This window comes from Bacteroides sp. 2_2_4 (genome assembly GCF_000157055.1).
Classification (GTDB): domain Bacteria; phylum Bacteroidota; class Bacteroidia; order Bacteroidales; family Bacteroidaceae; genus Bacteroides; species Bacteroides ovatus.
The window spans coordinates 1-15,006 of sequence record NZ_EQ973367.1; the positions used below are offsets into that span (position 1 = coordinate 1).

At 40.7% G+C, this 15,006-nt stretch carries 12 protein-coding genes, 2 tRNA genes and 2 pseudogenes; 10 read left to right on the forward strand and 6 right to left on the reverse strand.

Annotation, left to right across the window (positions count from 1 at the left end; genetic code table 11):
• Positions 1 to 635, reverse strand: a pseudogene (locus BSCG_RS05585) (ABC transporter permease); the annotation flags it as partial.
• Between BSCG_RS05585 and BSCG_RS05580 the strand changes: the two are divergent.
• A pseudogene (locus BSCG_RS05580) lies at positions 633 to 1,013 on the forward strand (sensor histidine kinase); the annotation flags it as partial. The pseudogenes BSCG_RS05585 and BSCG_RS05580 overlap by 3 nt on opposite strands.
• 63 nt (positions 1,014 to 1,076) lie before the next feature.
• On the opposite strand, the gene BSCG_RS05575 reads toward BSCG_RS05580, so the two are convergent.
• Positions 1,077 to 1,271 (reverse strand): hypothetical protein, encoded by a 195-nt coding sequence (locus BSCG_RS05575; protein WP_004303066.1) that lies wholly within the window; start codon positions 1,269 to 1,271, stop codon positions 1,077 to 1,079.
• Positions 1,272 to 2,187: 916 nt separating this feature from the next.
• On the opposite strand from BSCG_RS05575, the gene BSCG_RS05570 reads away from it, so the two are divergent.
• From BSCG_RS05570 to BSCG_RS05555, 4 genes are all read left to right on the forward strand, one after another.
• Positions 2,188 to 2,937 carry a class I SAM-dependent methyltransferase gene (locus BSCG_RS05570; RefSeq protein WP_004311656.1) on the forward strand — a complete coding sequence of 250 codons (750 nt, stop codon included), beginning with the start codon at positions 2,188 to 2,190 and terminating at the stop codon, positions 2,935 to 2,937.
• Between the two features lie 117 nt (positions 2,938 to 3,054).
• Positions 3,055 to 3,129: transfer RNA gene (locus BSCG_RS05565), tRNA-Pro, on the forward strand.
• Between the two features lie 35 nt (positions 3,130 to 3,164).
• Positions 3,165 to 3,239 (forward strand) — tRNA-Pro (locus tag BSCG_RS05560).
• A gap of 536 nt (positions 3,240 to 3,775) precedes the next feature.
• On the forward strand, positions 3,776 to 4,285 hold the full coding sequence (locus BSCG_RS05555; protein WP_004311658.1) for a hypothetical protein: 510 nt from the start codon (positions 3,776 to 3,778) through the stop codon (positions 4,283 to 4,285).
• A gap of 282 nt (positions 4,286 to 4,567) precedes the next feature.
• Here the strand turns inward: BSCG_RS05555 and BSCG_RS05550 are convergent, their stop codons facing one another.
• Entirely contained in the window at positions 4,568 to 5,278 is a 711-nt protein-coding gene (locus tag BSCG_RS05550) for a tRNA1(Val) (adenine(37)-N6)-methyltransferase (protein ID WP_004311659.1), read from the reverse strand.
• Between the two features lie 215 nt (positions 5,279 to 5,493).
• Between BSCG_RS05550 and lon the strand changes: the two genes are divergently transcribed.
• Genes lon through BSCG_RS05535 form a run of 3 tightly spaced genes read left to right on the forward strand, consistent with a single transcriptional unit; the run spans position 5,494 to position 10,187 of the window.
• Positions 5,494 to 7,959 (forward strand): endopeptidase La, encoded by a 2,466-nt coding sequence (lon, locus tag BSCG_RS05545; RefSeq protein ID WP_004311661.1) that lies wholly within the window; start codon positions 5,494 to 5,496, stop codon positions 7,957 to 7,959.
• Positions 7,956 to 9,086, forward strand: coding sequence for a tRNA guanosine(34) transglycosylase Tgt (gene tgt / locus BSCG_RS05540; protein WP_004295910.1), 1,131 nt, complete (start codon positions 7,956 to 7,958; stop codon positions 9,084 to 9,086). The genes lon and tgt overlap by 4 nt, the downstream gene beginning before the upstream one ends.
• 3 nt (positions 9,087 to 9,089) lie before the next feature.
• Complete coding sequence (locus BSCG_RS05535; RefSeq protein WP_004311664.1) at positions 9,090 to 10,187, forward strand: LptF/LptG family permease; 1,098 nt, start codon at positions 9,090 to 9,092, stop codon at positions 10,185 to 10,187.
• 232 nt (positions 10,188 to 10,419) lie between these two features.
• Here BSCG_RS05535 and BSCG_RS05530 read toward each other — a convergent pair whose 3' ends face one another.
• Positions 10,420 to 10,923, reverse strand: a complete 504-nt coding sequence (locus BSCG_RS05530; protein ID WP_004295908.1) for a thioredoxin-like domain-containing protein — start codon at positions 10,921 to 10,923, stop codon at positions 10,420 to 10,422.
• A gap of 267 nt (positions 10,924 to 11,190) precedes the next feature.
• On the opposite strand from BSCG_RS05530, the gene serB reads away from it, so the two are divergent.
• Together serB and BSCG_RS05520 are read left to right on the forward strand one after the other, a co-directional pair.
• Positions 11,191 to 12,420 carry a phosphoserine phosphatase SerB gene (serB, locus tag BSCG_RS05525; RefSeq protein WP_004311666.1) on the forward strand — a complete coding sequence of 410 codons (1,230 nt, stop codon included), beginning with the start codon at positions 11,191 to 11,193 and terminating at the stop codon, positions 12,418 to 12,420.
• Positions 12,421 to 12,466: 46 nt separating this feature from the next.
• Positions 12,467 to 13,735 (forward strand): DEAD/DEAH box helicase, encoded by a 1,269-nt coding sequence (locus BSCG_RS05520; RefSeq protein ID WP_004295906.1) that lies wholly within the window; start codon positions 12,467 to 12,469, stop codon positions 13,733 to 13,735.
• A gap of 51 nt (positions 13,736 to 13,786) precedes the next feature.
• Here the strand turns inward: BSCG_RS05520 and BSCG_RS05515 are convergent, their stop codons facing one another.
• The gene (locus BSCG_RS05515; protein WP_004295905.1) at positions 13,787 to 14,584 is read right to left on the reverse strand and encodes a DUF4738 domain-containing protein; all 798 of its coding nucleotides are present in this window, start codon (positions 14,582 to 14,584) and stop codon (positions 13,787 to 13,789) included.
• 36 nt (positions 14,585 to 14,620) lie between these two features.
• On the reverse strand, positions 14,621 to 15,006 hold a 386-nt coding region (locus tag BSCG_RS05510), incomplete at its 5' end, for a UDP binding domain-containing protein (protein ID WP_032849713.1).

A 15,006-nucleotide genomic window follows, 5' to 3' on the forward strand; every position in this document is an offset into this window, starting at 1 on the left:
TTAACTTTATCCACTTCCGCTTTTATCTTTTCAGAAACAATGTTCCAAGTTCCCTCCTTCACCTTGAAAATAATGCCTCCTCTGCCTGTATTATCCGGCAAAAAAAACATAGCAGGGGCTACCGGGTGTATTGGGGCATTATATGAAATATTTTTAATAACCCCTTTCACTATATAATGCCTTCCTAATTTATCAATTTTCTTTCCAACCGGTTGTGTCCATCCGAAAGTTTTCACAGCAGCTTCATTTATAACAACCATATTTTTTCCATCCTTTTCATCCAGCATGCTTCCCTCCAGCACCTCAACTCCAAAGAAATCGGCATACTCTTGATTGATCGTCTCATCTTCTAGATCTATATATTGCTCACTATCAGTTGTCTTTCCTTCCCACTCCTTTATCTTGAATGTTGAAAAATACATTTTGGGAATAGGTGTCTGAAAGCCACTCAAATACTTTGTAACATTGGGCATCTGTTCTAATATTTCTTTAAAAGGAACATTTTCAGAGCAATAAACAACAGCTCCCACATTATGCCGTTCTATTCCAAGTTCTTTGGTATTCAACAAGAAGTTAAGTTGCTTCATCATCACCAAAGTACAAAAAACAAAGGCTATACCAATAAACAACTGAAATTATTCCCGGAAGAGTATATTCATTTCGAAATGCCTACATCCGATTTATATTTATATGCAGACCGGGCACAGATAGAGCAAGTGCTTATCAACTTGTTAAAAAATGCCCGCGAAACGTGCGAGCGGAGAACGGATAAAAACATTGAGATAAAGTTTTTTTCTAAAGGCAACCCAACATTCACAATATCTGATAATGGTGAGGGAATTTTGCCAGATGTTCTGGATAAGATTTTCGTTCCTTTCTTTACTACCAAAACATCCAGTTCAGGCATCGGATTGAGCCTGTGCAAACAGATCATGACTTTACATGACGGAAGTATTAACGTAAAATCAGAAATAGGGAAAGGAAGTTGCTTTATTCTTACTTTCCCTAAATAAAAATCACTGAAAGCCTCCCGAATCCTTTAATACAATGATTAGTCTGGGTAGTAGAGGAATTACTTATCCTCTACTACCCAAACTATTTGTATCAGGATTTAACTCCTTAACAGCCTCTTTGACCGCTTTATTAGTTGGCTTACGATATGCTTCCGCTTGTTGAACGGGGACAATCTCATTCACCATTCTTTCATATCCTTTTTGCTCTAACAAGTGCACTTCTTTTTCACCTGTTTCTTTTTGTTTTCTTGTTTTCATAAGGCTTTTCATTTTAAAATTCTTATTTATAAAACAGAAAACATCGAAAGATAGTTCATACTCACAGATAATTTATGTACGGGGCAACTGCTCCCCAATATACTACTATAGGCTTGTTCATTCCGGTACGGATTTGAGCTTAAACTTACATAGTGAAAAAAATATCTATCATGCTATCATTTATTTTTATATCATACTAATTATCAGCGAAATAAATATGATAGATATATTTCTAAAAGGCATCTCTCATACTTATACCACCAAAAACAGGGTATCTCTCATCAATAAAATAGTCGAATAAAGGTCGGACAGGCGTAAGATGGTTTGTTTTTGTTGCAATGAATCCGTATAAATCCGACCTGTATGGCTTAATAATCCCACTTTAATAGCGATAAGTTTATAGCCCACATATGTGTGACGAACAGTCTACATACGTGGGCTGTACAGTTTACAGGTGCGGGCTGTACAGCCTACATATGTAGGCTATAAAAAGATTACCGTTTCCAATGGATTATTAAGCTGCCAAATACAGGTTATCATCCTATAAAGTGAATATCCTTGTGGCTTCATATGGGTGTTTTTCCCTGATTCTACACTAAAACGGATGCAGTAGTGGTATGATAGATACCCGTTTTTTGCGACAGAAACATGATAGATACCTGTTTGAAAAATTATCTATCATACTTATTCTTCTGATAATTAAAACAATATAAAAATAAATGATAGTATGATAGATATTTTTTTCATTATGTAGTATTTAAGTTTAAATCGTACAATTATCATTCAGCTCATTTCTGTACTGGAAATGAAACAAACTTTTGAGGTGGTTGCCTTGATTTATGTACACCTTAATTCTATAATATATAAATTAACTCCTATATTTGTACTTTTATTCAACTTATCCTCTTTATAAATTATGAAAGAAAACAAATATAATAATAGCCATTTCTTCAGTCAATATTCTCAAATGTCCCGTTCGGTAGAGGGCTTGAAAGGAGCCGGAGAATGGCATGTATTGCAGAAAATGCTCCCTGATTTTGCTGGGAAAAGAGTTTTGGACTTAGGCTGTGGATTCGGCTGGCATTGCGCCTATGCAATAGAGCACGGAGCAACACACGCTACCGGAATTGATATTTCGGAGAAAATGCTCGAAGAAGCTCGGAAAAGAAACCCTTCTCCACTCATTGAATACCAATGTATGGCTATCGAAGATTTTGATTTCCAGCCAGATTCTTATGATATTGTCATCAGCTCGCTAACCTTCCATTATCTCGAATCCTTTACGGATATATGCCGAAAAATCAATAACAGCCTGACTCCGGGAGGCACTTTCGTCTTCTCCGTAGAACACCCGATATTTACGGCCTATGGCAATCAGGATTGGCATTACGACCAGGACGGGAAGCCTATTCATTGGCCGGTAGATCGTTATTTTACGGAAGGCAGACGCACAGCAGTCTTCCTGGGCGAAGAGGTTATCAAATACCACAAGACGCTGACTACGTATATAAACGGTCTCCTTCAAACCGGATTTGAGATATGCGAACTTATAGAGCCACAACCGGACGAAAGCTTACTGGATATCATTCCGGGAATGAAAGATGAATTGCGACGCCCCATGATGCTTCTGATCTCTGCCAATAAAAAAAGTGAGACCGCAAAGTGATGAGATTCAAGGTATTGAGAAATAATAGGTAAAAAACATTCGTTTAGCTATTGTTAATTAAAAAATACTCCCTATCTTTGCACCGCTTTTGAAAAGAACAACCCTTCAAAAAAGTAGCGGGGTGTAGCGCAGTCCGGTTAGCGCACCTGCTTTGGGAGCAGGGGGTCGTGGGTTCGAATCCCGCTACCCCGACTACAAAAAAGAGGGTTATTAAGTTCAAAGTTTTTCGGGGTGTAGCGCAGTCCGGTTAGCGCACCTGCTTTGGGAGCAGGGGGTCGTGGGTTCGAATCCCGCTACCCCGACGAAGAAAATCAAGTCAAGATTCACAAAATAAAGCCAGTACAATTAGTATTGGCTTTTTTATTATATATAGGATAAGTGTAATTATCCCCGTTTGGGGGCAAATAAAAAGGGCAATTCTTTGAACTATCTTTGAACAGGTTTCTAGCATTATCCTCATTTTCTTATTTAATTTAGAGTAAAAATCTATTTTGTTAACTTTACTACCCTTTTATTTTGGCGTTATCAATGTTTTGCGTTAACTTTATAGCGGAAATACAAACATTGTTTATAGAGAAAACGATAACAAACAAAATACTTAAACACATGAAGAAAACTCTGCTGATGCTCGTTGTTATTTTCATTTCACTATATTCGCATTCACAAAGTCCCTTTCTGAATTTTAGAATTCCAGAAGAATCAAATAAGCGTATCATTGGATATTCTTCAAGTAATAAAATAAATGTTTTTTTGAATATAAAATATCAATCTTGTAATACTCTAATACAGTATTACAAACAGGATTCTAATAAATTGATTGTGTAACAAAAATAACGATATGATGAAAAAGTTTTTTTATTTGAGTGCGATACTAGCCATAGTTTTGGTTTCATGTAATTCAGAAAAGGAGTATATAGCAAAACTCTCTAATACCGCTTCTATGATTGAGAAAGAAGCTGATTTAAGTGAAGCAATAGCTCTTCATTATTGTGATACTTGGAGAAAAGTAATTTACGATCATGAATACAATGGAGAATATTGCACTGATTTCAATGAAGCCTTAGCGAAGCATCAAGAGTTTATTATCACAACAGATACCTATAAGAGACTAAAACAAAAGAAAGATTCAATCGAGGCTATAATGCCACAACTAAATGATTATCCTTCAAGTTGTAAAGATGCTTATAATGAGTTAGTATCAATATATGCAGATGCAGATGAATTATTCAGATTCGCAGATGAGCCTAGGGGTTCTTTATCTACATACTCAACAAAAACGACAGACCTTTATCAAAAGATAGAAAAGTCACTGAAAGAATTTAAAATAAAGCATATACAAAACAAATAATTTAAAAGAGTAGTATAGTTATTGTAGCAGCTTATTGAATTTAAGACTATCAAAAGACAAAATAATAATTTCACTTCAAGAGCAACTTCAGAAAATACTGCTAGCAAATAGTGTTCAAAAGCTAGAAATTACTCTTTTGAATTATGAGTTAGAAAGGAATAGAACGAAGATCTCAAAATAGCGTTTTTGAACTAGCTTTGAAATAGTGACGGTATATGACAGCGATACCGTCACTATCGCAAGCATATACCGTCACTATCTTTACCGGATAGCGTCACCCTTTTACATGTTCAAATAATAATCCCGGGTTAGCGTCATATATTCCTCGCTATATTGATGACGAGCCAGTTCTGTCAATAGTTCTTCTACAATGCACTCTTGATTGGAAAAAGAAAAAGTAATCAAAACACGTTTCGGAATACCGCCGGGTTTAGTGATTACATTCAGTTGACGGACTGCATATAATTTCTTTATAGAAGCTATCTTTTTTACCCGTTCAGCTACATCTGCCGGAATCACCACTGTAAAAAATCCGTTTTCTGTCAATAATCCGCTTACTCCTTCCAACAAATCTTCATAGGTCAAAGAATCATTGTGACGCGCCGCGGCTCTCTGACGATCCGGACATTCCAGCGAATCGACAAAATAAGGAGGATTAGAAACAATTACGTCGAATTTATCCGAAGACCTGTATTTCCTAAAATCAGCCTGCACCACCTCTACCCGCTCCTTCCAGGGCGAACGAATAATATTTTCCCTGGCTTGCCCGACAGCCGCTTCATCTATTTCCAACGCTACAATATTTGCATCCGGCAAACTGCGTTGCACCAACATTAAAGCTACCAACCCTGTTCCCGTCCCAATATCCAAAATCCGGTGCGCACTTTCAACGGAAGTCCAAGCTCCCAGAAGCACCCCATCCGTACCGACTTTCATGGCACATTTATCATGCCATACCGTAAATTGCTTAAATTGAAAATAAGGATTCGACATTTTATCCGTTTATCTTAAAGCCGTTTTATACTATTATTTTATTGCAAATCGCCAAAAATAAATAATAATTATGGAATACTCCCTTTACAAGCCGATATTTTGGCATTGTTTTTGTGTTTTTATTCTGCGCAGTGCTTTATTATTAGAGAGAATCAATTAACTTTGCAAACGATTTATGCATATCAATATGACATAAACTAAATTAAAACGAAAAAATGAAAGAAAGATATTTATTGGAAGATGGAGGCGATAACAACTTCTCGCTAATCACAGACTATGATGGGAACGATGAACAAGCATTTGATGTAAATGTGAAATCTGGTGAAATTCTTCCGGTACTCCCCTTACGTAATATGGTATTGTTTCCTGGAGTATTCCTGCCGATCACGGTAGGCCGTAAGTCTTCTCTGAAACTCGTACGAGATGCTGACAAGAAACATAAAGATATTGCAGTAGTATGCCAGAGATCGGCACATACAGAAGATCCGAAACTGGAAGATTTACACAATATCGGTACCGTAGGACGAATTGTGCGGATATTGGAAATGCCGGATCAGACAACAACAGTCATTCTTCAGGGAATGAAACGTTTAAGTCTGACTAGCATCATCGAAACTCATCCGTACCTGAAAGGTGAAATAGAACTTTTGGAGGAAGATGTCCCCGGCAAAGATGATAAAGAGTTTCAAGCCCTGGTGGAAACTTGCAAGGACTTGACAATGAGATACATCAAATCATCAGATGTGATGCATCAGGATTCGTCGTTTGCTATTAAAAATATCAACAACTCAATGTTCCTGGTCAATTTCATCTGCTCAAACCTGCCGTTCAAGAAAGATGAGAAGATGGACTTGTTGAGCATCAACTCATTGCGTGAACGCACTTATCACTTACTGGAAATTCTGAACCGCGAAGTGCAACTGGCAGAAATCAAGGCATCCATCCAAATGCGTGCCCGCGAAGATATCGACCAGCAGCAACGCGAATACTTCCTGCAACAGCAGATCAAAACCATCCAGGATGAACTGGGTGGCGGCGGTCAGGAGCAGGAAATAGAGGAAATGCGCCAGAAGGCAGAAAGAATGCGCTGGAATTTAGAAGTCAGAGACACGTTCATGAAAGAACTTGCCAAACTGGAACGCACTCATCCGCAATCTCCGGATTACAGCGTACAGCTCAACTATCTGCAAACGATGCTCAATCTCCCATGGGGTACTTATACAACTGACAATCTGAACCTTAAAAACGCAGAAAAGACGTTGAACAAAGACCATTACGGACTGGAGAAAGTAAAAGAGCGTATTTTGGAACACTTAGCCGTATTAAAGCTGAAAGGTGATATGAAATCACCGATTATCTGCTTGTATGGCCCTCCGGGAGTGGGTAAAACATCTCTTGGAAAATCCATCGCATCTGCGCTCAAACGGAAATATGTACGTATGTCTTTAGGTGGTGTGCATGACGAAGCAGAGATTCGCGGTCACCGTAAGACTTATATCGGTGCTATGCCCGGACGAATTATCAAGAGCTTAATAAAAGCCGGTGCGTCCAATCCTGTCTTCATCCTGGATGAAATAGACAAAGTCAGCGCCGACCGTCAGGGAGACCCTTCTTCTGCATTGCTGGAAGTGCTCGACCCGGAACAGAACACATCTTTCCATGATAACTTCCTGGATGTAGACTATGATCTCTCCAAGGTATTGTTTATTGCAACAGCCAATAACCTGAATACAATCCCCGGTCCATTGCTCGACCGTATGGAATTGATTGAAGTAAGCGGATACATCACAGAAGAAAAAGTAGAGATTGCCCGCAAGCATCTGCTGCCCAAAGAGCTGGAAGCCAACGGACTCAAAAAGACAGATATTAAACTTCCCAAAGATACACTGGAAGCCATAATCGAGTCATATACCCGTGAAAGCGGTGTTCGTGAGCTGGAAAAGAAGATCGGTAAGATTCTTCGCAAATCGGCCCGCCAATATGCTACGGACGGTTATTTTGCCAAGGCGGAAATCAAACCGACAGATTTGTATGATTTCCTTGGAGCACCGGAATATACACGCGACAAGTATCAGGGAAATGATTACGCAGGTGTAGTCACCGGATTGGCATGGACAGCTGTCGGGGGCGAAATCTTATTTGTAGAAACCAGTTTGAGCCGTGGCAAGGGCGGACGTCTCACACTGACAGGTAACCTGGGAGATGTGATGAAAGAATCTGCCATGCTGGCACTTGAATATATCAAGGCGCACGCTTCTGTTCTTAGTCTGGATGAAGAGATTTTTGACAACTGGAATATCCATATCCACGTTCCTGAAGGGGCTATTCCGAAAGATGGTCCGTCAGCAGGTATCACGATGGCCACTTCACTGGCTTCTGCCCTGACTCAAAGAAAAGTGAAAGCCAACATTGCCATGACGGGAGAAATCACTCTTCGCGGCAAAGTGCTTCCTGTGGGTGGCATCAAGGAGAAGATATTGGCAGCCAAACGTGCCGGAATCAAGGAAATCATCATGAGTGCCGAGAACAAAAAGAACATAGATGAAATTCAATATATTTATTTGAAAGGACTGACTTTCCACTATGTAAACGATATAAAAGAGGTATTCGCTATTGCATTGACTAACGAGAAAGTAGCGGATCCTATTGATTTATCTGTTAAGAAACCCAGCCAGGAATGACATTTGAGTTACAATATACAGACACTAAAAGTAATGCCCGTGCCGGTCTGATAACAACAGACCACGGGCAGATACAAACACCTATCTTCATGCCGGTGGGCACACTGGGCACTGTGAAGGGAGTACATCTGACCGAATTGAAAGAAGATATCCAGGCACAGATTATTCTGGGTAATACCTATCACCTCTATTTGCGTCCGGGACTGGATGTGATCGAGAAAGCAGGCGGGCTGCACCGTTTCAACGGTTTCGACCGCCCCATGCTGACTGACAGCGGTGGTTTTCAGGTATTTTCATTAGCCGGAATCAGAAAACTGCGTGAAGAAGGAGCCGAATTTCGTTCGCATATCGACGGAAGCAAGCACATCTTCACTCCGGAGAAGGTGATGGACATAGAACGTACGATCGGTGCGGATATTATGATGGCTTTTGACGAATGTCCTCCGGGTGACTCGGATTACGAGTATGCCAAAAAGTCATTGGGATTAACCCACAGATGGCTCGACCGTTGTATACAACGTTTTAACGAGACAGAACCTAAATACGGTTATAATCAGTCTCTCTTCCCCATCGTGCAGGGATGTGTTTATCCCGACCTGCGCAAGCAATCTGCAGAGTTTGTTGCGTCCAAAGGTGCTGACGGGAATGCCATCGGTGGTTTGGCGGTAGGCGAACCGGTAGACAAGATGTATGAAATGATCGAAATTGTCAATGAAATACTTCCTAAAGACAAACCCCGTTACCTGATGGGTGTCGGAACTCCTGTCAACATTCTTGAAGGAATAGAACGCGGTGTGGATATGTTCGACTGCGTTATGCCTACAAGAAACGGACGAAATGGCATGTTGTTCACCAAAGATGGCATTATCAATATGCGGAACAAGAAATGGGAAACGGACTTCTCTCCCATCGAAGCCGACGGAGCCTCTTGCGTGGATACATTATACAGCAAGGCTTATTTGCGCCATCTTTTCCATGCGCAAGAGCTACTGGCTATGCAAATTGCCTCCATACATAATCTGGCATTCTATCTGTGGCTGGCAGGGGAAGCAAGAAAACACATTATCGCCGGAGATTTCTCGACCTGGAAACCAATGATGGTCAAAAGAGTATCAACTAGATTATAAGAAATGAAAAGCAATCGATTTATAAAACGGCTGGACTGGTATATCATCAAGAAGTTCTTGGGGACATACGTATTTGCTATTGCACTAATCATTTCTATTGCAGTGGTATTCGACTTCAACGAAAAGATGGACAAACTAATGGAGCATGAAGCTCCATGGGATAAAATTATCTTTGAATACTACATGAACTTTATCCCCTATTTCTCCAATCTGTTCAGTCCGTTGTTCGTATTCATTGCTGTTATTTTCTTTACCTCCAAACTGGCAGAAAACTCCGAAATTATTGCGATGTTCTCCACCGGTATGAGCTTTAAGAGGATGATGCGCCCTTACATGATTTCTGCCGCTATCATCGCCCTCGTCACTTTCACACTAAGTTCGTATGTGATTCCGAAAGGAAGTGTTACGCGTCTGAATTTTGAAGACCGGTATATCAAACCAAAGAAACAAAACTCGGTAAGCAATGTGCAGCTGGAAGTGGATAGCGGAGTGATTGCATATATCGACAACTATAACAACGCAATGAAAACCGGTAACCGCTTTTCATTGGACAAATTTGTGGATAAAAAGCTGGTTTCACATTTGACTGCACGACGGATTACCTACGATACCACCACCGTTCATAAATGGACGATCCACGATTATATGGTACGCGAACTGGATGGTTTAAAGGAAAAGATCACTAAGGGAGACCGGATAGACTCTATCATCAACATGGAACCTTCCGACTTTCTTATCATGAAAAACCAGCAGGAAATGCTGACCAGTCCCGAATTAAGCGATTATATCGTCAAACAGAAACGAAGAGGATTTGCCAACATCAAGGAGTTTGAGATTGAATATCACAAACGAATCGCTATGTCGTTCGCCTCTTTCATCCTTACCATCATCGGTGTATCGCTTTCGTCCCGAAAAACGAAAGGCGGTATGGGGCTTCATCTGGGTATCGGATTAGGATTAAGTTTCTCTTATATCCTGTTCCAGACGATTACTTCCACCTTTGCCGTGAACGGAAATGTGCCACCTGCCGTTGCAGTCTGGATTCCTAATATCCTTTATGCGGGTATCGCATTCTTCTTGTACCAGAAGGCACCTAAATAAAAGGTAGGCAAGCCTTCTGCAGTCTTCACGGATTCTATCCATAGATTGCCCCAAGGTTTTGGATGCACCGGATAAACGAAGAGTATAAAAGTAGAAGTTCCGCCTACACTTGCATTAGCAAGAGTAGGCGGAACTTTTTTGTTGTATCCATTTCCTCTTTTGTCTATTCTCCATTGTTTTCACCTGACGGTGATTTGGAAAATCCCTCTTTCTCCTTACATTCTTAAAATCGTTAACCGACTTCTTTTACATAAGCAGAAAGATCTGCAGCAGAGATGTTTTTGGCTATAATTACACCATTTCCATCCAATAAATAGTTAGTAAATCCCCGGTTTAAACGGTACTTCTTAAATAAACCGGAATCCTCGCCTTCTGTTTCCACGAAACAAGTGGGCGTAACTATTTGATCCTTACGAACGGTTTCCTTGAATATTGACTGATATTCGTCAAATGAAATAGAAACCATTTCCACATTATGAGAAGAACGAAGCGCATTGCTCAAACTTACATTTTGCATCCGGGACTGCGCGTCATAACTTGCCCAAAAACTTAGCAACACATATTTACCTTTCAAATTTCCCAATTTAAAGGCGGGTTGCCCGTTTGACGTAGATTCGATTTTAAAATCAGGGGCTACGTCACCCTCACTCAAACCTCCGGTAGGTTTGTCTTTCTCAACGAAAGCGGTCAAGGAACAAATCAGTAATACAACAAAAATCCATTTTACATGCTTCATGTAATTCGGTTTTAGTTAATACTATCCGGGACTGTCCTTAAACAGTGGTTTCTTCCCGAAACATTGTCTTTTCAGGCATCAGGCGAAGAGGAATCCGCTGATTATCAGAGCCTTTATTTTTGAAACCGGGTGCAAAGGTAAGTAAATATTAAATTAACTTCCAAGCAAATAAGCAAAAATATCACTTTTTGGGTATAACTTTTTATGTTATTTAGCATAAAAACGAACTTTTTTCTCTACTTTTGCAGAGTTAAAGTCTATTTTTTTATGCAACCATCAAATACTGAATTGATTCTGATTCGAGTTACCGGCGAAGATCGCCCGGGACTGACTGCTTCCGTGACCGAAATCCTTGCCAAATATGATGCCACGATTCTTGATATCGGCCAGGCAGATATTCATAATACATTATCGCTGGGTATCCTGTTCAAGAGTGAAGAAAGACATTCCGGATTCATTATGAAGGAACTGTTGTTCAAGGCTTCTTCTCTGGGAGTAACCATCCGGTTTGAACCTATCACCACCGAGCAATATGAAAACTGGGTAGGTATGCAAGGGAAAAACCGTTATATCCTGACGGTTCTGGGACGCAAGCTTTCCGCCCGACAGATTTCTGCCGCTACAAGCATATTAGCCGAGCAGGGCATGAATATTGATGCTATCAAACGTCTGACAGGTCGTATCCCGTTGGATGAATGTCAGGCAGATACACGTACCAGGGCTTGCATCGAATTTTCAGTGAGAGGTACTCCGAAAGATCGCATTGCGATGCAGGAGAAGCTGATGAAGTTGGCCAGCGAACTGGAAATGGATTTTTCTTTCCAACAGGATAATATGTACCGTCGTATGCGCCGTCTGATCTGTTTTGATATGGACTCTACATTAATCGAAACAGAGGTGATTGACGAACTGGCTATCCGTGCCGGTGTAGGCGACGAAGTAAAGGCCATCACAGAAAGCGCCATGCGTGGAGAAATAGACTTTACAGAGAGCTTTACCCGCCGTGTAGCACTATTGAAAGGGCTGGACGAATCGGTCATGCAGGAAATAGCCGAGAGCCTGCCTATCACGGAGGGCGTAGAACGGCTGATGTATGTATTGAAGAAGTACGGTTACAAAATCGCCATCCTTTCGGGAGGATTCACTTATTTCGGCCAATACCTGCAAAAGAAATACGGTATAGATTACGTCTATGCCAACGAACTGGAAATCATCGACGGCAAACTGACCGGACGTTACCTGGGAGATGTAGTAGACGGAAAACGGAAAGCCGAACTGCTCCGCCTCATTGCACAAGTGGAAAAGGTGGATATTGCACAGACCATCGCCGTAGGAGACGGAGCTAACGACCTCCCTATGCTAGGGGTTGCCGGACTGGGAATTGCTTTCCACGCAAAGCCTAAAGTGGTGGCAAATGCCAAGCAATCGATCAACACCATCGGGCTGGATGGAGTGCTCTATTTCCTCGGATTCAAAGATTCTTACTTGAATATGTAATTAGACCAAAAAATAGATTATCTTTGCTGACAAATTAAATAAAAGAATGAAGTTTTCCGAACTACAATTAAATGCAAATGTGCTTGAGGCGCTTGATGCCATGCGATTTGACGAATGTACGCCTATACAGGAGCAGGCAATTCCAATCATACTTGAGGGTAAAGATTTGATCGCAGTAGCACAGACAGGAACAGGTAAAACGGCCGCGTTTCTACTGCCTGTATTGAATAAATTATCTGAAGGTAAACATCCGGAAGATGCGATTAATTGTGTCATCATGTCTCCTACCCGGGAATTGGCCCAACAGATTGACCAGCAAATGGAAGGGTTTTCCTATTTCATGCCGGTATCGAGTGTTGCCGTATACGGTGGAAATGATGGAATATTGTTCGAACAACAGAAAAAAGGACTCACTTTAGGAGCTGATGTTGTTATTGCTACTCCCGGACGTCTGATCGCCCATTTAAGCCTTGGATATGTAGATCTTTCCAAGGTTTCTTATTTTATTCTGGATGAAGCGGACCGGATGCTCGACATGGGATTCTATGAAGATATCATGCAAATTGCGAAATATCTGCCGAAGGAACGACAGACAATCATGTTTTCTGCAACAATGCCTGCAAAGATTCAGCAATTGGCAAACACAATCTTAAATAATCCGTCAGAGATAAAGCTCGCAGTTTCCAAACCTGCAGAAAAGATTATTCAGGCAGCATACGTTTGCTACGAAAATCAAAAGCTGGGAATCATACGCAGTCTTTTTATGGATGAAGTTCCGGAACGTGTGATTGTCTTTGCATCTTCTAAAATCAAGGTCAAGGAAGTAGCCAAGGCTTTGAAATCCATGAAACTGAACGTAGGGGAAATGCATTCGGATCTGGAACAGGCTCAACGGGAAACTGTTATGCATGAGTTTAAAGCCGGACGAATCAATATATTGGTAGCTACGGACATCGTTGCACGTGGTATAGATATCGATGATATCCGCCTGGTTATCAACTTCGACGTGCCTCACGACAGCGAAGACTATGTACACCGTATCGGACGTACAGCACGTGCCAACAATGATGGTGTAGCACTTACGTTCATCAGCGAGAAAGAACAAAGTAACTTCAAAAGTATTGAGAACTTCCTGGAAAAAGAGATTTATAAAATTCCTATTCCCGAAGAATTGGGAGAAGCTCCGGAATACAAGCCACGTTCTTTTAGCAAGGGCAAGGGTGGCAACTACAAAAGAAAAGATTTCCGGGGAAAAAGGAATAATAATAACGGAGGAAAGAGAAATAACCGTCCGTCTCCCCCCAGACAAAATTAAAGCAAGGCTTTTTTAATCCGGCACTATACGATCTGAATGTATGGTGCTTTTTTATTTGGATGAAGTGATAGTCAAATCTCCTTTAAAACTTACTTCCATATTTACAATGCTATATATGGAAGTTTCCGGAATGGCCAGGACAGCTTGATAATGAAAACCGTTCCGGTCTACTTTCATAAACTTTGTATCTGACAGGATGGATTGCTCCAGAAAATCGACAGGAAGTACTTTGTCAAACATCTGTTTGGTAACATCGCTGGCAAACAGGCTCTTTTTACCTTCATACACACAAATGTGCATCACATTATCATAGTATACATTATCCATGCTAATCCCGTCTTCGGAATAAGTCGTCTTGATGACTCTCATTTTAGAAGGATTAATATATACGTATGCACGATAGCGAGTGCCATTATAGGTCACTACACTATCGCGTTTGGTTACTTCCGTATATGCCGGAATTACTAATTCCTGACGGACAAAATAGATTGAATCATTGGCATCTTCGGATTTATGCAACTTAATCACATCATCCGTTATGGAATGAAACCAGAATATATGTTCTGCCTGCTTATCAATCTTGTAATAAGTAGTATCATTTCCATAAGTATAAAGAGTATCCCGTATTATTTTAAATGCAATGGGAGTACTTTGTACATCTGCATAGTAGATAGTATCTCCTTCTACACGCATCAACGGGCTCTCCGTTTCATCGTCCAGCCAAATTCCCTGCAGTAGTCCTTTTGCACTAAGATCCTCTTTCTCTTGTTGAAGAGAATGGGGACTCTTATTGCCGCTACATGCCGCGAAAAAGATTGCCATTAACGATACAGCCACATTTTTCATCATCTATTTTAGTTTTTATATAAAGATACTCTTATTTTTTTATTTACCAATACAGTGATAAACAAATCCGAGTTCTTCCATCTCTTTTTTATCATATATATTACGTCCGTCCAACACAATCTGCCGGGACATCGTTTTCTTGATAACGGCCCATGAAGGCAGACGGAATTCTTTCCATTCGGTAACCAGCATCAACACATCAGCATCCAGTACGGCATCATACATATCGCAAGCATAATAGATAGTATCACCAATCCTGCGCTTACATTCTTGCACGGCAGCCGGATCGTATGCGCGTACTTTACAACCTGCTTTCAGCAATTTATCGATCAGGACTAATGCCGGAGCCTCACGCATATCATCCGTTTCCGGTTTAAATGCCAATCCCCACAAAGCAACAGTCTTACCCTGCAAATCACCATTAA

Excerpts from the sequence above, each read along its gene's own strand:
- tgt (WP_004295910.1), top strand. The coding sequence starts at position 7,956 with ATGACATTTGAGTTACAATATACAGACACTAAAAGTAATGCCCGTGCC.
- BSCG_RS05555 (WP_004311658.1), top strand. The coding sequence starts at position 3,776 with ATGATGAAAAAGTTTTTTTATTTGAGTGCGATACTAGCCATAGTTTTG.
- BSCG_RS05515 (WP_004295905.1), bottom strand. The coding sequence starts at position 14,584 with ATGATGAAAAATGTGGCTGTATCGTTAATGGCAATCTTTTTCGCGGCA.
- BSCG_RS05530 (WP_004295908.1), bottom strand. The coding sequence starts at position 10,923 with ATGAAGCATGTAAAATGGATTTTTGTTGTATTACTGATTTGTTCCTTG.
- serB (WP_004311666.1), top strand. The coding sequence starts at position 11,191 with ATGCAACCATCAAATACTGAATTGATTCTGATTCGAGTTACCGGCGAA.
- BSCG_RS05520 (WP_004295906.1), top strand. The coding sequence starts at position 12,467 with ATGAAGTTTTCCGAACTACAATTAAATGCAAATGTGCTTGAGGCGCTT.
- BSCG_RS05575 (WP_004303066.1), bottom strand. The coding sequence starts at position 1,271 with ATGAAAACAAGAAAACAAAAAGAAACAGGTGAAAAAGAAGTGCACTTG.
- BSCG_RS05535 (WP_004311664.1), top strand. The coding sequence starts at position 9,090 with ATGAAAAGCAATCGATTTATAAAACGGCTGGACTGGTATATCATCAAG.
- BSCG_RS05550 (WP_004311659.1), bottom strand. The coding sequence starts at position 5,278 with ATGTCGAATCCTTATTTTCAATTTAAGCAATTTACGGTATGGCATGAT.
- BSCG_RS05570 (WP_004311656.1), top strand. The coding sequence starts at position 2,188 with ATGAAAGAAAACAAATATAATAATAGCCATTTCTTCAGTCAATATTCT.
- lon (WP_004311661.1), top strand. The coding sequence starts at position 5,494 with ATGAAAGAAAGATATTTATTGGAAGATGGAGGCGATAACAACTTCTCG.